This is a genomic window from Duganella violaceipulchra, from assembly GCF_019166075.1.
Lineage (GTDB): Bacteria > Pseudomonadota > Gammaproteobacteria > Burkholderiales > Burkholderiaceae_D > Rugamonas > Rugamonas violaceipulchra.
The window spans coordinates 1-18,252 of record NZ_JAHTGR010000026.1 but is presented as its reverse complement, the minus strand read 5'-3'; the positions used below and the strand labels follow the sequence as shown (position 1 = coordinate 18,252).

15 protein-coding genes and 1 tRNA gene are annotated in these 18,252 nt (G+C 62.1%); 12 read left to right on the top strand and 4 right to left on the bottom strand.

Features of this window, described 5'->3' with window-relative positions; translation table 11 throughout:
- The first annotated feature begins 76 nt into the window (after positions 1-76).
- From hutC to KVP70_RS29945, 7 genes are all read left to right on the top strand, one after another.
- Positions 77-799, top strand: coding sequence for a histidine utilization transcriptional repressor HutC (gene hutC / locus KVP70_RS29975; protein WP_217946040.1), 723 nt, complete (start codon positions 77-79; stop codon positions 797-799).
- A gap of 104 nt (positions 800-903) precedes the next feature.
- Complete coding sequence (locus KVP70_RS29970; protein WP_217946039.1) at positions 904-5,190, top strand: PAS domain S-box protein; 4,287 nt, start codon at positions 904-906, stop codon at positions 5,188-5,190.
- Between the two features lie 9 nt (positions 5,191-5,199).
- Positions 5,200-5,616 carry a response regulator gene (locus KVP70_RS29965; RefSeq protein ID WP_217946038.1) on the top strand — a complete coding sequence of 139 codons (417 nt, stop codon included), beginning with the start codon at positions 5,200-5,202 and terminating at the stop codon, positions 5,614-5,616.
- Between the two features lie 215 nt (positions 5,617-5,831).
- Positions 5,832-6,158, top strand: coding sequence for a thioredoxin TrxA (trxA, locus tag KVP70_RS29960; protein ID WP_020701014.1), 327 nt, complete (start codon positions 5,832-5,834; stop codon positions 6,156-6,158).
- 120 nt (positions 6,159-6,278) lie between these two features.
- Positions 6,279-7,541: a transcription termination factor Rho gene (gene rho, locus KVP70_RS29955; RefSeq protein WP_026334025.1), complete on the top strand. Its 1,263-nt coding sequence runs from the start codon at positions 6,279-6,281 to the stop codon at positions 7,539-7,541.
- A gap of 178 nt (positions 7,542-7,719) precedes the next feature.
- Positions 7,720-7,989 carry a type B 50S ribosomal protein L31 gene (locus tag KVP70_RS29950; protein ID WP_116991849.1) on the top strand — a complete coding sequence of 90 codons (270 nt, stop codon included), beginning with the start codon at positions 7,720-7,722 and terminating at the stop codon, positions 7,987-7,989.
- Positions 7,990-8,103: 114 nt separating this feature from the next.
- Positions 8,104-9,828 (top strand): ArnT family glycosyltransferase, encoded by a 1,725-nt coding sequence (locus KVP70_RS29945; protein WP_217946037.1) that lies wholly within the window; start codon positions 8,104-8,106, stop codon positions 9,826-9,828.
- A gap of 153 nt (positions 9,829-9,981) precedes the next feature.
- Here the strand turns inward: KVP70_RS29945 and KVP70_RS29940 are convergent, their stop codons facing one another.
- Together KVP70_RS29940 and KVP70_RS29935 are read right to left on the bottom strand one after the other, a co-directional pair.
- Positions 9,982-10,389 carry a hypothetical protein gene (locus KVP70_RS29940; protein WP_217946036.1) on the bottom strand — a complete coding sequence of 136 codons (408 nt, stop codon included), beginning with the start codon at positions 10,387-10,389 and terminating at the stop codon, positions 9,982-9,984.
- A 62-nt stretch (positions 10,390-10,451) separates the two neighbouring features.
- On the bottom strand, positions 10,452-10,835 hold the full coding sequence (locus KVP70_RS29935; RefSeq protein ID WP_217946035.1) for a gel scht: 384 nt from the start codon (positions 10,833-10,835) through the stop codon (positions 10,452-10,454).
- Positions 10,836-11,201: 366 nt separating this feature from the next.
- On the opposite strand from KVP70_RS29935, the gene KVP70_RS29930 reads away from it, so the two are divergent.
- The 5 genes from KVP70_RS29930 to KVP70_RS29910 all read left to right on the top strand — a co-directional run bounded on the left by KVP70_RS29930 (position 11,202) and on the right by KVP70_RS29910 (position 16,988).
- A complete protein-coding gene (locus tag KVP70_RS29930) occupies positions 11,202-13,118 on the top strand; it encodes an AAA family ATPase (protein ID WP_217946034.1) in 1,917 nt (638 codons plus the stop codon).
- Positions 13,119-13,176: 58 nt separating this feature from the next.
- A tRNA-Leu gene (locus tag KVP70_RS29925) sits at positions 13,177-13,261 on the top strand.
- Between the two features lie 180 nt (positions 13,262-13,441).
- A complete protein-coding gene (locus tag KVP70_RS29920; RefSeq protein WP_217946033.1) occupies positions 13,442-14,647 on the top strand; it encodes a tyrosine-type recombinase/integrase in 1,206 nt (401 codons plus the stop codon).
- 525 nt (positions 14,648-15,172) lie between these two features.
- Positions 15,173-16,108: a type IV toxin-antitoxin system AbiEi family antitoxin domain-containing protein gene (locus tag KVP70_RS29915; protein ID WP_217946032.1), complete on the top strand. Its 936-nt coding sequence runs from the start codon at positions 15,173-15,175 to the stop codon at positions 16,106-16,108.
- Entirely contained in the window at positions 16,101-16,988 is an 888-nt protein-coding gene (locus KVP70_RS29910) for a nucleotidyl transferase AbiEii/AbiGii toxin family protein (RefSeq protein WP_217946031.1), read from the top strand. The genes KVP70_RS29915 and KVP70_RS29910 overlap by 8 nt, the downstream gene beginning before the upstream one ends.
- 20 nt (positions 16,989-17,008) lie before the next feature.
- On the opposite strand, the gene KVP70_RS29905 is transcribed toward KVP70_RS29910, so the two are convergent.
- Together KVP70_RS29905 and KVP70_RS29900 are read right to left on the bottom strand one after the other, a co-directional pair.
- Positions 17,009-17,488: a DNA-primase RepB domain-containing protein gene (locus KVP70_RS29905; protein ID WP_217946030.1), complete on the bottom strand. Its 480-nt coding sequence runs from the start codon at positions 17,486-17,488 to the stop codon at positions 17,009-17,011.
- 211 nt (positions 17,489-17,699) lie between these two features.
- A complete protein-coding gene (locus KVP70_RS29900) occupies positions 17,700-17,900 on the bottom strand; it encodes a hypothetical protein (RefSeq protein WP_217946029.1) in 201 nt (66 codons plus the stop codon).
- Positions 17,901-18,252 lie beyond the last annotated feature (352 nt).

Here is an 18,252-nt window from a genome sequence, read left to right as displayed (position 1 = left end):
AGATTGTACGTCGGGCCGGCACGCGATGCTAAAATGTCCTGATGCCGCCAGCCAGGCGCGCCCTCGGAGAAACCGTTTGGACGAACAAGCCCTGCAAGACACTACCCCCATATTCCAGCGCATCAAGGATTACCTGGTGGCGCAGATCGCCGCCGGCACCTGGAAGGAAGGCGACGTGATCCCGTCCGAGCAGGCGCTGGTCAAGCAGTTCGGCGTGTCGCGCATGACCGTCAACCGCGCCGTGCGCGAGCTGACCGCCGACCAGGTCCTGACCCGCCGCCAGGGCTCCGGCACCTACGTCGCGCAGCAGAAGTACCAGGCCACGCTGCTGGAAATCAAATCCATCGCCGACGAGATCCGCGCCCGCGGCCACGCCCACCGCAGCAGCCTGCATCAGCTGGAGCGGGTCAAGGCCAGCGAGTTGATGGCCAAGCAGTTCGAGCTGCCGGCCGGCCACCTGCTGTTCCATTCGGTGATCGTGCACTTCGAGAACGGCGTGCCGATCCAGGTCGAGGACCGCTGGGCCAATCCGCTGTGCGCGCCGGACTACATGGAGCAGGACTACGCCGCCATCACCCCCAACGAATACCTGATGAAATCGGCCCCGCTGCAAGGCGCCAGCTACAGCATCGAAGCGCTGGCCGCCCCGCGCGACATCGCCGAGATGCTGGCCATCGACACCAAACAAGCCTGCCTGGTGCTCAAGCGCCAGACCCGCTCCAACGGCCAGGTCGCCTCGATCGCCACCATGTGGCACCCCGGCCACCGCTACCAGTTCGCCGGCAGCTTTGCGCAGTAGGAGTTCCTTTACAACTTAGTCGCCTACAGGCCAGCCGTCGATGCTATAGTTGCCCGGCCACAGCATAAATACCAGCAACGCCTTGCGGATTGAAAGGGAAGCTCTTGTTGCACCGCCGTCCCAGGTCCGGCCGGACCCTCTTCTGGCGCCGTCTGCCACGCAGCCTGACGGCGGTTGCGCTCGTGCTGGCCGGCAGCCTGGCTGGCGCGCAGGCGGCGGAGAAGGTCAGCATCCAGCTCAAATGGATGCACCAGTTCCAGTTCGCCGGCTACTACGCGGCCCAGGACCAGGGTTACTACCGCGACGTCGGCCTCGACGTCACGCTGCTGGAAGCCCGCCCCGGCGTCGATCCCATCCAGTCCGTGCTCGACGGCCGCGCCCAGTACGGCGTCGGCAACACCTCGCTGCTGGTGGCGCGCGGACGCGGCCAGCCGCTGGTGGTGCTGGCCTCGATCTTCCAGCACTCGGCCAGCGCGCTGCTGGTGCGCCACGGCGGCGACGGCAAGCCGCGGCCCTGGCCCGGCAGCCGCGTGATGCTGGCGCCGAACAACGAAGAACTGCTGATCTTCCTCAAGAAACTCGGCGTGCGCTCCGACAGCCTGGTGCCGGCCGTGCACAGCTTCAATACCGAGGACCTGCTCGAAGGCCGGGTCGACGCCATGTCGATCTACATCACCGAAGCGCCGTATCTGCTCGAACGCAACAACATCGGCTACGAGATCCTGTCGGCGCGCTCGCTGGGCGACGACTTCTACGGCGACCTGCTGTACACCACCGAAAGCGAACTGCGCGAACACCCGCTGCGCGCCCAGGCGCTGCGCGACGCCACCCTGCGCGGCTGGCGCTACGCGATGGCGCATCCGGGCGAGATCGCCGACCTGATACGGGCCCGCTATCCCGAGCGCCACAGCCGCGAGCACCTGATGTACGAGGCCCAGCACCTCGCGCCGCTGCTGGAACAGGGCTTGATCGAACTCGGTTACAGCAACCCCGAACGCTGGCGCGCCATCGCCCGCGCCTACATCGAGCAGGGCATGCTGCCGGCCGAGTTCAAGCTGGACGGCTTCCTGTACCAGCCGCAGGCCAGCGACCGCCTGCTGCGCTACACCGGCGCGCTGGCGGCCGCGCTGCTGCTGCTGTTGACGGCGGCCGGCCTGTGGCGCCTGCGGCGGCAGGCGGCGGCGCTGCGCACGGCGCGCGCGGAACTGGGCGACGCCGAGCGCATCGCCAGCTTCGCGCTGGAGAGCACCGGCGAGGGCATGTGGGAATGGCGGCTCGACACCGGCACGCTGATGCTGTCGCCGCGCTACGGCGCGCTGCTGGGCTACGGCGCCGGCGAATTCGCGCCGACGCTGGCGCAGTGGCTGGTCCACGTGCATCCGGACGACCAGGCGCGCGTCGAGCGCAACATCCAGGACTGCCTGGCCACCAGCCCGGAACCGAACACCCAGATCGTCAGCGAGCACCGCATGCGCACCAAGGACGGCGGCTGGATCTGGGTGCTGGCGCGCGGCATGATCATCGAGCGCGACGCCGCCGGCCGGCCGCTGCGCGCCACCGGCACCATGGCCGACATCAGCGAGCGCGCCGCCGCCGAGGAGGCGCGCATGTGCGCGGTGGTCGACGCCACGCCGGGCGCCATGCTGATCGCCGACAAGAGCGGCCGGGTGCGCTACGCCAATCCGGCCTGCGCCCGCAGCTTCGGCTACGAGGGCACGATGGCCGGGCGCTCGGTCGAGCAGCTGGCGCCGGAGGCCATGCGCAGCAACGGCCGCACGCGCGAGCTGTTCTCGCGCCCCAACCTGCCGGGCCGGGTGCTGAGCGCGATCCGCGCCGACGGCGGCAGCTTCCCGGCGATGGTGCACATCGCGCCGGTGATGCTGGCCGGGCAGGAGCTGGTGGTGATGGCGCTGCGCGACATGACCCAGCGCCAGCGCGCCGAGGAGGCGCTGCACGCCAGCTCCGAGCGCTACCGCCTGATCGTGCAGACCGCCGCCGAAGGCATCTGGATGACCGGCGCCGACGACCGCACCAGCTTCGTCAACCCCACCATGGCGCGCATGCTGGACTACGACGTCGAGCAGATGCTGGGCCGCGCCATGACCGACTTCATGGACGACGACGGCCACGCGCTGCTCAAGCAGCACCTGCAGCGGCGCCTGGCCGGCGAGGCCTGCCAGGGCGACGTCTGCTTCCTGCGGCGCGACGCCAGCGTGGTGTGGTGCCTGCTGTCGACCACCGTCATCAACTCCGACGCCGGCCACTACGCCGGCACCCTGGCGATGCTGACCGATATCACCGAACGGCGCCGCGCCGACAGCGCGCTGCGCGGCTCCGGCCAGCGGCTGGCGTCGATCTTCAACACCGTCACCAACGGCCTGGTGATGATCGACGGCGACGGCGCTGTCCTGGAAAGCAACGCCGCCGCCGCGCACATGCTGGCGCACGCGCTGGAGGCCGACGGCGGCCGCCTGTGGCGCGGCGTGCGCGAGGACGGCACGCCGTTCGATGCCGCCAGCCATCCGGTGCAGCAGGCCATCGTCACCGGCGTCTCGGTGCGCGACGTGGTGATGGGCGTGAGCCTGGCCGGCGGCGACGTGCTGTGGCTGTCGGTCAACGCCGAGCCCATCCCCGACGAGCGCGGCCTGGTGCCGCTGGTGGTGGCCAGCCTGACCGACATCACCGACCGCAAGCGCGGCGAGGACCAGCTGCGCGAACTGAACGAACACCTGGAGGAACGGGTGGCGATCCGCACCGATGAACTGAACCAGGCCCGCATGCTGGCCGAGGAAGCCAGCCAGACCAAGGGCCAGTTCCTGGCCAATATGAGCCACGAGATCCGCACGCCGATGAACGGCGTGATCGGCATGGCCTACCTGGCGCTCAAGACCGACCTCGATCCGCGCCAGCGCGACTACCTGGAAAAGATCCGCTTCGCCGGCGAGCACCTGCTGGGCATCATCGACGACATCCTCGACATCTCCAAGATCGAGGCGGGCAAGCTGGAAATCGAGCAGGTCGACTTCGCGCTCGACCACGTGATCCAGACCCTGACCACGGTGGTGGCGCCGAAGGCGGCCAGCCGCGACCTGGAACTGGTGTTCGACCTCGACCCCACGCTGCCCAAGGTGCTGCGCGGCGATCCGCTGCGCCTGGGCCAGGTGCTGATCAACTACGCCAACAACGCCATCAAGTTCAGCGAGAAGGGCCGGATCGAGGTGCGGGTGCGCCAGGTGGTGGGCGACGCCAACGGCTGCCTGCTGCGCTTCGAGGTGAGCGACTGCGGCATCGGCCTGTCGGAGGCCGAGATCGACAAGCTGTTCCAGTCGTTCCAGCAGGCCGACACCTCGACCACGCGCGAATACGGCGGCACCGGCCTGGGCCTGTCGATTTGCAAGCAACTGGCGCAGCTGATGGGCGGCGATGTCGGCGTGCGCAGCCGGCCGGGCCTGGGCAGCACCTTCTGGTTCACCGCGCGGCTCGGGATCAGCAGCGCGACCGTGCCGGCGCTGATCGACCGCGTCAAGGACGCCGCCGCCGAGCTGCTGGCGTCCTCGCGCAGCGCGGCGGTGATGGCGGCGTTGAAGAACGCCCGCATCCTGCTGGTCGAGGACAACACCTTCAACCAGCAGATCGCGCTGGAGATGCTGGAGGAAGTCGGCTCATCGGTGTGCCTGGCCGCCAACGGCATGGAGGCGCTGGAGCTGCTGCGCCAGACCGTGTTCGACTGCGTGCTGATGGACGTGCAGATGCCGCTGATGGACGGCCTGGAAACCACGCGCCGCATCCGCGCCGACCCCGGCCTGGCCGACCTGCGGGTGCTGGCGATGACCGCCACCGCCACCAACGAGGACCGGGTGCGCTGCATCGAGGCCGGCATGGACGACTTCATCTCCAAGCCGATCCAGCCGGCGCTGATGTACCAGACCATCGCCAACTGGCTGCCCGAGCGCAGCGGCGACGACGCCGCGCGCGCGGCGCCGGCCGTGGCGCAGCGTCCGCTGTTCAAGACCACGCTGGGCGGCGACCCGGCGGTGATCGATTTGTCGATCCTGGCCAAGCTGCTGGGCTATCATCCCCACAAGGTGCGCAAGTTCGCCTTCAAGTTCCTGCAAAACACCCAGGACGGCCTGGGCCAGCTGGAGCAGGCGCTGCAACGGGGCGACCTGGCGCGGGTGCGCGAACTGGGCCACCGCCTGAAGTCGCCGGCGCGCACCGTCGGCGCGCTGGGCATGGGCGAGCTGATGCTGGAGATCGAGCAGTTGCCGGCCGACGCCGCGCCCGAGCGGGCGGCGCAGCGGGCGCGCGCCATCCTCGCGCAGCTGTGGCCGCTGCTGGAACAGATCACCGAACAAATCATGACCAACACCACTTTCGCCGACGATAACTAGGGCAAGACAATGCGGGTACTGCTGCTGGATGACGACAAATTCATGCTGGACGTGCTGGCCGACATGCTCGCCGGCCTCGGGCCGCACCAGGTGCTGTGCGAGACCGACGGCCGCCGCGCGCTGGTGGAGCTGCGCCTGCGCCCGCCGGAGTTGCTGATTTGCGACTTGAGCATGCCGGTGATGGACGGCATCGACTTCCTGCGCCTTGCGGCGGCGCAGCAATACGGCGGCTGCGTGGTGCTGTTGTCGGGCGTGGACGGCGCCGTGCTGAAAACCGCGGCCCGCCTGGCCGAGGCGCAGGGACTGGCGATCCTGGACGCCTGCGCCAAGCCGCTGGCGATCGACACCCTGGTCGCGCTGATGGCCCACGCCGCGGCACGCTGCCAGGCCCAGCCGGGGCCACGGTTGGACAACAATGGCAAATAGTTTAGATGGTTTTGACAATCTGCCGCACATTTCTAAAAAATGGGTTATTATTTACGCCATCCCCGCCTGCCGACCTTGTTGCCATCCCTTCCAAGACATTGAATTCGCGCAATTGGCCACCATCTGCTGCCTGTAACCGGCAACGTTGAAGGCACGCGAACAACATGGCATGTCGCAGGCGTTATTGACCCCAACAGACCTCGATAGAGGAATATATGAGCGAAAACATCAAACACATCACCGACAGTTCTTTTGACGCCGACGTCCTGAAATCCGACCGCCCGGTGCTGGTCGACTTCTGGGCCGAATGGTGCGGTCCCTGCAAGAGCATCGCCCCGATCCTGGAAGAAGTGGCCAAGGAATACGACGGCAAGATCCTGATCGCCAAGATGGACGTCGACGCCAACCAGGCGGTGCCTGCCAAGTTCGGCATCCGCGGCATCCCGACCCTGATCTTGTTCAAGAACGGCGTCGCCGCCGCGCAAAAGGTTGGCGCAATGGCAAAAGGCCAGCTGACCTCTTTCATCGACAGCAATATCTAAGTAAGATAGTATTACGCTGGACAAAAACGGTGCCGCGCCCGCGGCGCCGTTTCATAACAGAGACAACCACGCAGTTCCCTCCCCTACCTTTACTTTCCCGTCACGGGACACTCAACACATATGCATCTATCTGAATTAAAGGCCTTACACGTCTCGGCATTGCTGGAGATGGCCATCGGTCTTGATATCGACAACGCGGCGCGTCTGCGCAAGCAGGAACTGATGTTTGCGATCCTGAAAAAGCGCGCCAAGACCGGCGAACAGATTTTCGGCGACGGCGCCCTGGAAGTGCTGCCGGACGGCTTCGGCTTCCTGCGCTCGCCCGACGCCAGCTACATGGCGTCCACCGACGACATCTACATTTCCCCGTCGCAGATCCGCCGCTTCAACCTGCACACCGGCGATTCGATCGAGGGCGAAGTGCGCACCCCCAAGGATGGCGAGCGCTACTTCGCGCTGGTCAAGGTCGACAAGGTCAACGGCGAATCGCCGGAAGCCTCGAAGCACCGCATATTGTTTGAGAACCTGACGCCGCTGCACCCGAACGAGCCACTGCGCCTGGAACGTGACATCAACGGCAGCGAGAACATCACCGGCCGCATCATCGACCTGATCGCGCCGATCGGCAAGGGCCAGCGCGGCCTGCTGGTGGCGTCGCCGAAGTCCGGCAAATCGGTGGTGCTGCAGCACATCGCGCACGCGATCACCGCCAACCATCCGGACTGCACGCTGATCGTGCTGCTGATCGACGAACGTCCGGAAGAAGTGACCGAGATGCAACGCTCGGTGCGCGGCGAAGTGGTCGCCTCGACCTTCGACGAACCGGCCACCCGCCACGTGCAGGTCGCCGAGATGGTGCTGGAAAAAGCCAAGCGCCTGGTCGAGATGAAGAAGGACGTGATCATCCTGCTGGACTCGATCACCCGCCTGGCGCGCGCCTACAACACCGTGATCCCTGCCTCCGGCAAGGTGCTGACCGGTGGTGTGGACGCCAACGCGCTGCAACGTCCGAAGCGCTTCTTCGGCGCCGCCCGCAACATCGAGGAAGGCGGCTCGCTGACCATCATCGCCACCGCGCTGATCGAAACCGGTTCGCGCATGGACGACGTGATCTACGAGGAATTCAAGGGTACCGGCAATATGGAGGTGCACCTGGAGCGCCGCCTGGCCGAGAAGCGCGTCTACCCGGCGATCAACCTGAACAAATCGGGTACCCGCCGCGAGGAACTGCTGATCAAGCCGGACCAGCTGCAGAAGATCTGGATCCTGCGCAAGCTGCTGTACTCGATGGACGAGATCGAAGCGATGGAGTTCATCCTCGACAAGATGAAGGCCACCAAAAATAATGGTGAGTTCTTCGACATGATGCGCCGTGGTGGTTAATTAACCCCGTAGCAATCATGCAAAACAGGCAACCTCCGTGGTTGCCTGTTTGCGTTAACGCCGGTATAATCGCCGATCGCATTAACTTTAACTCTGGCAAGTGAGCGGCAATCGGGTCAAGAGGCTGGACCGACCGACGAAGTGCTGTTTGGCTACCTAACTAACCGAAGGCTTCAAAATGAAACCAGAAATCCATCCAGAATACCGCGAAGTTGTGTTCCACGACCTGTCGTGCGACTTCAAATTCGTTACCCGTTCGACCATCCAGACCCGCGAAAAGATCGAGCACAACGGTAAAGAATACCCGCTGATCAAGATCGAGGTGTCGGCTGAATCGCACCCGTTCTACACCGGCAAGCACAAGATCGTCGACACCGCTGGCCGCGTTGAGAAATTCCGCCAGAAATTCGGCGCAGTTGGCTCGAAGACCCAAGTCGCACAAGGCTGATTTTCGCCGCGATGAACAAAAAAGCAGCCTCTGGCTGCTTTTTTTGTTTGTCGGCCTCGCCGGCCGGCCGTTTTCCTTCATACTCCCGTTCACCTCTCACTTGCATACCGATCGATGAAGCCAGTCCGTCTTCCCGCCGCCGCTACCCTGGCACTGCCGCGCTGGGCGCTGTTCGCCCTGGGCCTGCTGTACATCCTGCCTGGCCTGATCGGCCGCGACCCATGGAAGAACGACGACGCCGCCAGCTTCGGCATCATGTGGACCATGGCGCACGGCACTTGGCAGGACTGGCTGTGGCCCAACATCGCCGGCCTGTCGATGCCGGACGAGGGGCCGCTGGCGTTCTGGCTGGGCGCGCTAGGGATCAAGCTGTTCGGCTGGCTGATGGGCGACGTGCTGGCGGCCCGCATGGGCACCGTCGGCGTGTTCCTGGTGGGCGTGCTGTCGCTGTGGTACGCCACCTTTAACCTGGGGCGCCGCCAGGATGCGCAACCGCTGCGCCTGGCCTTCGGCGGCCAGCCCGAACCGGACGACTTCGGCCGCACCCTGGCCGACGCCGCCGTGCTGCTCTACCTCGGCTGCCTGGGCCTGCTGCTGCACAGCCACGAGACCACCTCCGAGGCGCTGCAAGTGTCGCTGGTGGCGCTGCTGCTGTACCGCACCGTGCGCTACGTGGAAGGCCCGTCGCTGCGCAACGCCGCCCTCAGCGGCCTGGCGGTCGGCCTGCTGACGCTGACGCGCGGCTGGGTCACGCCGGTGTTCCTCATGCTGGCCCTGTTCGCCTGCACCCGTTTCCTCGACCAGCCCGCCATCCGCGCGATGCGCGACCTGGGCGCCACCATCGCCGTCGGCGGCGCCGTGACCGCGCTGTGGCTGCTGCCGGCGCAGCTGCTGCAACCCTACCACCAGCTGCCGCTGAACGCCTGGCTGGCCTGGAACCTGGACCTGTTCGGTCTGCCGAGCGCGCTGTCGCTCAAATTTTTCTTCCGCGTCGGCGTCTGGTTCTTCTGGCCGGCGTGGCCGTTCGCCGGCTGGGCCGTGTGGGCCTGGCGCCGCCAGCGCCGCGCGCTGCACATCGTGGTGCCGCTGGCCTTCGTCACCATGGGCGCGCTGCTGACCTTGTTCAACGGCCAGCCCGAGCAGGGACAATTGCTGGTGCTGCTGCCGCCGCTGGCCATCATGGCCGCGTTCGGCCTGCTGACCATGAAGCGCGGCGCCATCAACGCCATCGACTGGTTCTCGGTGATGGCGCTGACCCTGTGCGCGGCCGTGATCTGGCTGTTCTGGATCGCCAAGCTGACCGGCTGGCCGGCCAAGGCCGCCAAGAACGCGCTCAAGCTGGTGCCGGGCTTCCACCCCGAGCTGGGCTGGATCGCGCTGCTGGTGGCGCTGGCCGCCACCGCCGGCTGGTTCGCGCTGGTGCACTGGCGCATCTCGCGCCAGCCGGCCGTGCTGTGGCGCGCCGTGGTGCTGTCGTCCGGCGGCCTGATCCTGATCTGGATTTTGCTGATGACCTTGTTCCTGCCCGACGTCAACTACAGCAAGAGCTACGCCAGCGTGGCGCACCAGATCGCCGAGAAGCTGCCGGCCGGCGCGCGCTGCATCGAATCCAATGTCGGCCCGGCCCAGCGCGCCTCGTTCGCCTACTACGCCCAGTTGCCGTTTGCCGGCGTCGAAGGCGGCCACTGCGACCTGCTGCTGCTGCAAGACAGCATCAAGCTGCGCGACGAACGCGAGATCCCGGCGCGCTACCGCGACCAGCAATGGCGTTTGCTGTGGGAAGGCCGGCGTCCGGCCGACCGCGACGAGCGTTTCCGCCTGTATCGCCGCGCTGAGTAGTGCAGGGAATGGGGTGGCCGCTACGGCCGGAGGAGTGCTGCGGGGCTGCGCCTGGCGGCGCTCAGTGCCGGCCGGGCTGGTCGTCCAGCCCGACCCGGCACTGCCCGGGATGTGGCGCGACGGGTGCGGGACCCTGCGCCGATATACCCGTCATCAACGCTTGGCCATGACGATGGTGTTGGCCGGCAGCTGCGCCGTCATCGGCAGGCGTTCGTAGTTGCTGACGGTGAGCGTGTCGCCGTCGTCGCCGAACACCATGCGCGAACCATTGCGGGTGATGAATTCCGCCGGCCCCACCGCAAAGATTTCCATCCGCGCCTGGCCCTGGATCTCGGTGTAGAAACGGCCGACCTGGCGCGTGAAGCGGATGGTGTCGCCGTTACTGAGCTGGTAGGCGGACTGGTAGTCGGCGAACTCGCGCGGCTCCATGTGGTAGCGCGTGGCGCTGATCTTCACGCTTTCACTGGCGGACTCGGCGGAGGCGGAGGCCGGTGCGGCGGACGCCTCGGCGGCGATGGACAAAGCAGCGGCTACAGCCAGGCTCAACAGAGTGGTCTTCATGGTCTTGCTCCAATCAATTTTTTAGGATGGGCAGCGTGCCCGGTATGCTCGGTCGCGCAGGCTTAGCGGCGCGCCATGACGATGGTGTCGCCGGTGGCCTGGGCCAGTGGCAGGCGGCCGAAGTTGGCCACGCCGACGTTGCTGGCTTCATCGCTGAATTCAAAGCGGGTGCCGGCGTCGCTGATGAACTGGTCCTTGGCGATCGGATAGATTTCCACGCGCTGGCCCTTGTCGAGCTGGGCGTAGAAGTGGGCCTGGCGCTGGCTGAATTTCAGGACCTGGCCGTTGGTCAACTGATACGCATTTTTGTAGTCCGCAAAGTCTTCCTGCATCATGTGAATGCGCTTGTGGTCGCCCTTGATCTGGACGCTGGTATCGTCCGCATGGGCGGCTGGAATGGCGGCGAAGGCCAGTGCGGCGACGAGGCCGAAGAGTGTGGTTTTCATGGTGTGCTCCGTAAGATGATTGAGTCGTTAAAACTGCCGGGGAGCCACCGCTGCATTTTTCGGATCAGCGGTAGACAGATGCAGATTAACAAAGACTTTGCACAAGATCAGGCGGATGCGACGAGCGGTCAATCCGCGTGCGTCAAACGTAAAAAACCGCGATGAACGGCGGCGCCCCGGCGCTGTTGCAAGCCGCGCCTTTCTTTCAGCTGAGCTGATACAAACCTCCACCGTCCCGTTATAGTTCTAGGGCAACATACGGCAGCGCCACGCCTCGCGCGCCGTCAACAGCAGCCTCGGCTGCCGCGCCCCATCCTCGCGCTCCAGCCCGATATCCGCCACACCGCCTTAGCCTGGATAGCACCCATGATTACTTTGTACAAATTGCAAGCAGCCCTGCGCAACAACTACGTGCGCGCGGGGCTGGCCCTGTTGGCCATCGCCGTGGCGATCCTGCTCGGCTGGCGCGCCGACGTGCCGCAGGACACGCAGCCGGTGCTGCGCTCGCAGGACATCGCGCAAATCACCGCGCTGCCGGGCCAGCGCCAGCGGCTGGAATACCTGCTGGTGGCGGCGCCGCTGTCGGAGGCGCCGCGCTATGTGTTCAAGCTGCGCGGCGATCCGCTGCTGTATGTGGTCAAGGTGCCGGCCACCACGCACCTGAGCCTGGAGCGCGAAGTGCTGCTGCGGCACAACCTGCCCTACGCCATCGCGCGCGACGACTACCTGGCCTCGCACCGCGCGGTGCTGCAGGACGAGGACGACAGCCGGCTGGCGCGCGCGGGCAGCTGGCTGCAGCGCCACGCGGTCGATCTGCTGCTGCTCGGCCTGGTGCTGTTCGTGCTGCGCCACGGCCTGCCCGGCAGCGGCGTGTCGGCCACCGTGCTGACCCCGGACCAGCTGAGCGGCAGCATGGACGACCTGATCGGCATGGAGGATATCAAGCAGGAAGTGCTGCACCTGGAAGACATGATCCGCAACCGCGCCGTGTATCGCGAGCACGATATCGACAAGCCCTTCAACGTCATGCTGACCGGGCCGGCCGGCACCGGCAAGACCAAGCTGGCCGGCTACCTGGCCAAGCGCCTGAACGTGCCGCTGATCCAGGCCTCGGCCTCGGCGCTGGAGTCCGGCTACATCGGCGGCGGCGCCAAGGCCTTGCATGCATTACATCGCAAGGCTTGCGCGCGCGGCAGCTGTATCATTTTCCTCGACGAAGCCCAGGGCCTGTTCATGCCGCGCGGACGGGGCGACAAGAAATGGGAGGACGACACCGCCAACACGCTGCTGGGCCTGCTCGACGGCGTGCGCAGCGAGCAGGGCGCGGGCGTGATCTGGGTGGTGGCCTCCAACTTCGACGACGCCGGCTCGGCGATGGACGAGGCGATGCTGCGCCGCTTCTCGGTCAAGATCAATTTCCGCCTGCCCAACAAGGCCGAACGGCGCGAACTGCTGCGCGCCTTCCTGGCGCGCAAGGCCGACGGCTGCGTGGCCTGGGACCGGCTCGACCTCGGCCAGGTGGCCGAGATCACCGCCAACCTCAGCCCAGCGCTGCTGCAGACCGTGGTCGACCGCGCCAGCATGATCGCCATCCAGGAACACGCGGCCATCGACACCGGGCTGATGTTCCGCGCCTTCGAGCGCGCCACCATCGGCCTGACCGACCGCGCCACCAGCGCCGAGAAGACGCGCCAGCGCGAACGGGTGGCGCTGCACGAGCTGGGCCACTTCTTCATGCAGATCGACCCATGGCTGCGCCAGGGCCTGACGCTGGCGCAGATCAAGGAGCGCTCGCCGCTGCTCAAGATCAGCACCGAGTCGGTGTCCAAGCTGGGCGCGCTGGGCTATGTGCTGTCGGCCTCGGACGACGTCGCCCTGCGCACGCTGGAAGAGCTGGAGCGCGACGTGATCCAGCTGTACGGCGGGGTCGCCGCCGAGGAATTGTTCTACGGCGCGCGCGGCATTTCGGTCGGCAGCCAGAACGACATCCAGAAAGCCACGTCCATGCTGGACATGATGGTCAACCAGCTGTCGATGTATTCGCGGTCCAAGCTGGACTACAGCCAGTTCCAGCACCGGGAGCGCGACCTCGACCAAGTGCAGGCCAAGGCCGACGAGCTGTACACCTACACGCTGGGCGCGATCGCCGACTACCGCGGCGCGATCAGCGGACTGAAGGAGGTGTTGATGGACCAGTACGTGCTGTCCAAGGACGCCGTCTTCGCGCTGCTGGAGGAGCAGCCGGGCCTGGCACCGGCCGGCGCCAATCTTGCACAAATATAAAAATTCCGCGCCATGGCTTGCGGCTTGCTGGCAAATCAGTGATAATGCGGGTCGCGTTGCCGGGATGGCGGAATAGGTAGACGCACGGGACTCAAAATCCCGCGCCGCAAGGCGTGCCGGTTCGATTCCGGCTCCCGGCACCAACAGTTACACTCAAAGCAACTCCAAGTATCTCAAAACCCGCCCATCTCCCTATGACGGCGGGTTTTTTATTGGCTCAGCCTGTCGCTTGACAAATCGCATACATTCTTGAATTTGACGGTATGTCGCCCGGTACTTTTGCTAGAGTACCGAGAAATACCGTCACACGACGGGAGGCGGCGATGGCGCTCACGGACACGTTCATAAAGGCCCTGAAGCTCACCAAAGGGACCACGGACAAGTACACGGACGGGGAAGGCATGTATCTCCTCGTCAATTCAGCCGGTAAATACTGGCGCATGGATTATCGGTTTCTCGACCGACGCAAGACGCTGGCCCTCGGCGTCTATCCGCACACCTCCCTCGCCAAGGCCCGACAAAAACGCGCCGACGCCAAGGTTCAGCTCGCGGAGGGCATAGACCCCGGCGCCGTCAAACGCCTCGAAAAGCTGCGGCGCTCCGAAATCGCCAATCAGACCTTTGAGTCCGTCGCCCGCACTTGGCTGAAAAAGACAAAGGCCAGCCGCGCAGAGAGCACCCAGGAAAAAATCACCGGCTGGTTGGAAGGCAACGCATTTCCCTACATCGGGCGACTACCGATCTCTGCGATCAAGCCGCGTGACGTGCTTCTGGCAGTCCAGCGTATGGAAGCGCGCGGCGCGGTCGAGTCCGCTCATCGCGTGCGACAAGTCTGCGGCCAGGTATTCCGGTTCGCCGTCGCCAGCGGCCTCATAGAGCGCGATGTCACCGCAGACCTCAAAGGAGCCCTCGCCACGCCCAAGAAGGGCAACTACGCGGCCATCACAGAGCCCGAGCAAGTTGCGGGCCTCATGCGGTCTATATACGGCTATGACGGCCATCCCTACGCAGCAGCGGCCCTTAAGCTGGCCGCGCTGCTGTTTGTACGTCCAGGGGAGCTGCGTTGGGCCGAATGGACTGAATTTGATTTTGATACGGCCCTATGGCGTATCCCAGGTTCGAAGATGAAAATGAAAGTGGACCATATCGTCCCCCTTTCCACACAGGCGCTAACAATTCTCCAGGAGCTCGAACCCATGACCGGCCATGGCAAGTTCGTTTTCCCCAGCATCCGCACCAATGAACGCTGCATGAGCGAAAACACCGTCAATGCCGCGTTGCGCAGCATGGGATACACAAAAGAGGTGATGACAGGTCACGGCTTCCGGGCAATGGCACGCACCATCCTCGATGAAGTGCTTGGCGAGCGTGTCGACCTCATCGAACACCAACTGGCGCATGCGGTCATCGATCCCAACGGACGAGCCTACAACCGCACCGCGCACCTACCGGCTAGAAAGCAAATGATGCAGCGTTGGGCAAATTATTTGGATGGAATCCGGAATGAGACTCCGGAAAGGCCAAGGTAACACGAAAATTGCGATTTCACACCAATCCCGCTGCAAGGTTCTGGTTTGTCTTGCAATCATATTAGCTGTAAAAATTCTGCCAGCTACCAGCTAGAATGCGTCCTTAGGACGCATTCTAGCTGGTGGAATGAGGGATTTCAAGAATTTCCTTAGAAGCCAAGGCCAAATTCCCACTTGACGATTTCAAAATAACATGATAAGGTAAGGCGCATGTCCTTAGGACATGCGCCTTACCTAGCCAACACTATTTTCAATATGGGTCGCCCCCCCCCCATTCATCCCAATAGGCCTTGCCCGCACCACCGGCTGCCAAATCTAGTTATGCGGGCAGTGCAAATTATGACGTAAAACTATGGCACTACACGGTGTACAATGCGTCCTCAGGACGCATTGTACACCGCCCCGCAGCAAATTTCTCAAAGTGCCATAAGGATTGACAAAACACTTTTTACATGGTATAAGAGTGCTTCACGTCCTAAGGACGTGAAGCACTCTTAGGACGTGTATTTTGTAGAGGTGAATTTCATGGAAAAACAACTTTCCGTTGTAGCAGCGCTTACTCAGTGGTTGCTAAAGGAACATCGCTCACCCGTAGTCTCTCTGTATGACATTGGTGTGGCCACCATGAAAATTTATCAGACACGAGAGTATGGTGGTCAAAAAATAAAAAATATACGGACAACTATTCCTCGACGTGAATCTGTCTTCAGTTCGCGCAAAGAGTTGCTCGATTTAGGGATTATCGAAGAAAAACGAGAGCTGCCAAACGGTTGTTTCTTATCAGCATCCTCTTCATTTCAAGAGGGAATGGACCTCGCTTGTGGTATTGACCCGTTTTGCTACGTTTCTCATCTATCTGCAATGGAACACCATGGCCTAACCGATAGGTTCTCGAAGACTACATTCATCACTACTGTTCCCGCCCAGCAATGGAAAGTAAGAGCGCAAGACAAAATGAAACGAGACCTGGGCGAAGATCTTTTTTTAACATATATCGAAGCTGGTTTTCCTGCGCTATCAAAACATATAATTACGTCACTGAATAGGAGCCCTGTTAGTGTTCTTTCCACAAAATTTGCAGACCAAGGTTCTTATGTGAATTTATCTGATCGGCCGGTAAGAATTTCTAGCATAGGAAGAACTTTTATTGACATGCTTAGGAAACCCGATTTATGTGGCGGAATGCGACATGTAATAGATGTTTACAAGGAACATGCATTATCTTACCTTCCATTGATAACGAGCGAAGTGGATCGCAATGGGGATAAAATCGAAAAAGTTCGTGCAGGATATATACTGGAGGAATTGTGCAAAATAGAAAACAACTCAACGATTAATGGTTGGATTGCATTTGCACAACGTGGTGGTTCAAGAGTTCTTGACCCTAGTGAAGAATACTGGTCAACATTTTCCGAAAAATGGTGTCTGTCAATAAACGTACCAGGTATAAGCGATGAATGATTTTGAACTCTGGATTTCCTCAGCGAAAACGCTGTCGGAAAAAAATTTTAGAAGCGTCGTCCATATCATCCTGAATGCAATCTCATCTCAGCATGAACTACAAACTGAAATGGTAATGAAGGGTGGCATCCTTATGGCAATAGCCTACCATACCGGCCGATACACCAGAGATATAGACTTCTCCACAAGCAGACACTATTCCGAATTTCAAGATGGACAAGCCAATTTTATTGAAAACATTGGAAACGCGATCAAGCTGTCCTCAGCCCAACTACCGTACGATTTTTCCTGCGCAATTCAGTCCAGTGAAGTTAGGCCAGGGATTCTTGGGAACTTCCAGACATTGCACTTAACCGTCGGTTATGCCCCGAAAAATAATGCGAAAGCAATGAAGAGATTAAATGATGGGCAAGCAAGTCAGGTTGTAAAAATCGATTACAGCTTCAACGAATTGGTAGGAGATTTAGGATTAATCGATGTTGGTGGAGAAGAGCATTTACAAACATACGGTCTACTGACACTAATCGCAGAAAAATATAGGGCACTCATTCAGCAGGGTAGCGGAACAGGCAAACGTGTACGCGGCTCATCAAGAGGCCAAGACATATTTGATTTACATTCCTTACTTGCGCAATCACCTCCATCAAAAAATGCCCAGGAACACTTAGTTCAGTTGCTAATTGAGAAGGCGCACTCCCGCGAAGTCACAGCCTCCCGTTCCTCCATGGCAGACCCAGCTGTTTTCGACAAATCGAAGGATCGATACGAGGCACTCAAACACGAAATAGACGGCGAACTTCCTGACTTCGATGAGGCATTTTCATTTGTCCAGAGCTTCTATGAACTGATGCCCTGGCCTCAAGCGCAGACTACAACCTAGTAGCCACCTCAAGGAGCACTTCACCGCTCCGACCCACGAGATCGACTACGCTGCCGATCTCGCTGAGACTCTTGAACCTTCGCTTGCTCCTGCTCTATCTCAATTAAATACACTGGGGCCGCCGACGCTATCCGGCCATCGCACTCTGTCACCAAGACGATCGGATGCCGTCCACTAGCCCGTTGCACCTGCTGGTTGGTGAATTCTGCCAGCCGCCCGTCAGCGCGGCTGATGGCATTCCCCCCGTGACGATCAGCCCCTTGCACCAGCAGGTCTGCCGCCCGCCCGCGCAATGGCTCAGCCCACGCATCCTGTGACAGTTTCACCCATGCCTGGTATTGCTCAGGCCCCGTCTCCACGACCATTGCCGGGGCAAAGCCCCGTTCACGCAACGCCTGCACATCCTTCTTTTTCAGACCACCCAGCAGCACCAGACCATGCTTACCATCCGGTCGAATCCAGACATCGTAGCCTCGCTCAGTCACGTGTGCTTGAGCCACGCGATGCTGTTGACCACTTCCTCCTTGCGCCAGCGGCGTTCCTCTTGCTTGCCCTACGTCGCGTCCACCAACGTCACCACGAAACGATCCACGCCCATCGCCGTCATTTGCCTTTGCGCGGCTTCAGCGCTGCGATCTCTGGCCGCAGTAGCTCAGCTACCGCCTTTGCGTCCAGCGTGTACTGCCCCCTCGGCGCTGGCGCCAGCCAAAGTCAGAATACGCTCACGAGCTGCCCCGTCGTTATTCCCGTCAGCAAAGCCAGCAGGTAGTGGCTCACTTCCATCCGCTGCCCCGCCTGGTCCAGTCGCTCGGCTGCTCTCTCGGCCGCTATCATCGCCTTGCGCCAGGACGTGATCGCCGTCTCCACCTGTGCCCGGAATTGTTCGCCCTGCTCCCGGCTGTAGTGCTGCATTTAACGTCGAAGGCATTTCGCTTTTATGATCGGCGAATCGTTGCATCGCCCTCATCAGGGGGGCAGACTCCCGCTCAGCCATAACCGCGTTCGGCGTGACATCAGCCCTACCAAGCTCCGAACGATTTTTCCGGCCACCAACAGTCCGCGATTTGACTAACTTGATGGATTACTGTATAAAAACACAGTTAATTCCAGCTCAGCAGCCCGAGCTATCATAAAAAAGGCTCAATGCCGTTCCGTGTGGAATTTGACATCGGGTAACATGTCGGTTACATCCACTTTCTGAGTTCACGAGTCCCCGATGAGTATTGGCGTCGAAACCCTGTTCACCACCGCGCTGGGCCTGCAA